The organism is Bradyrhizobium cosmicum, assembly GCF_032290525.1.
Taxonomy (GTDB): domain Bacteria; phylum Pseudomonadota; class Alphaproteobacteria; order Rhizobiales; family Xanthobacteraceae; genus Bradyrhizobium; species Bradyrhizobium cosmicum_A.
On record NZ_JASXTA010000160.1, the window covers coordinates 1 to 284 of the forward strand.

A 284-nucleotide genomic window follows, 5' to 3' on the forward strand; every position below is an offset into this window, starting at 1 on the left:
GTCCGTGACCGGCTGCATGGCCTCAATGGCATTGATGACCAGGTTGAGAATGACCTGTTGCAACTGGACCCGATCGGCGATGACCAGCGGCAGGTCGGGGGCGAGCTCCAGCCGCAACGATACCTGATGGTTGACCAGCGCATGCTGCACTAGGCTGATGACCTCGTTGATGACATCGTTGATGTGAAGCGAAGCCTTTTGACCGGTCGCCTTGCTCACGAGCGCACGGACCCGCTGGATCACGTCGCCGGCCCGATTGCCGTCCTTGACGATCGCCTCCACGG

The 284-nt window shown here is 61.3% G+C and carries 1 pseudogene; it reads right to left on the bottom strand.

From position 1 onward, the window contains the following. Positions 1-284, bottom strand: a pseudogene (locus tag QSV46_RS39470) (PAS domain-containing sensor histidine kinase); the annotation flags it as partial.